The following is a 264-nucleotide window of genomic DNA, read 5'->3' on the forward strand; positions in this document are numbered from 1 at the left end:
CTGCCCCGTACTCCCGCAGGAGTCTTCGTGCCTTCCGCGCAAATCAACAGGTGTTATTAATAAATCAAAAAGGTCAACCAATAATCTATTAAAATAAGTGGTGAATTCAATGTTTAAGCCAAAAGAGTCTAGCCAAGGTGAATTTGAATTTGTGTCTATTGATGAATTAGTTCCGGACGATCACCTTCTTCGTTTAATTGATAAATATGTAGACTTTTCATTTCTTCTTGAAAAAGTACGTCCATTTTATAGTGACGATAACGG

1 protein-coding gene is annotated in these 264 nt (G+C 36.7%); it reads left to right on the forward strand.

Translation table 11 applies throughout. The annotated features are described in order from the left end of the window. Positions 1-109 precede the first annotated feature (109 nt). On the forward strand, positions 110-264 hold a 155-nt coding region (locus M3234_RS29070), incomplete at its 3' end, for a transposase (RefSeq protein ID WP_464515148.1).

Source organism: Neobacillus niacini (assembly GCF_023715785.1).
GTDB lineage: Bacteria > Bacillota > Bacilli > Bacillales > Cytobacillaceae > Neobacillus > Neobacillus niacini_E.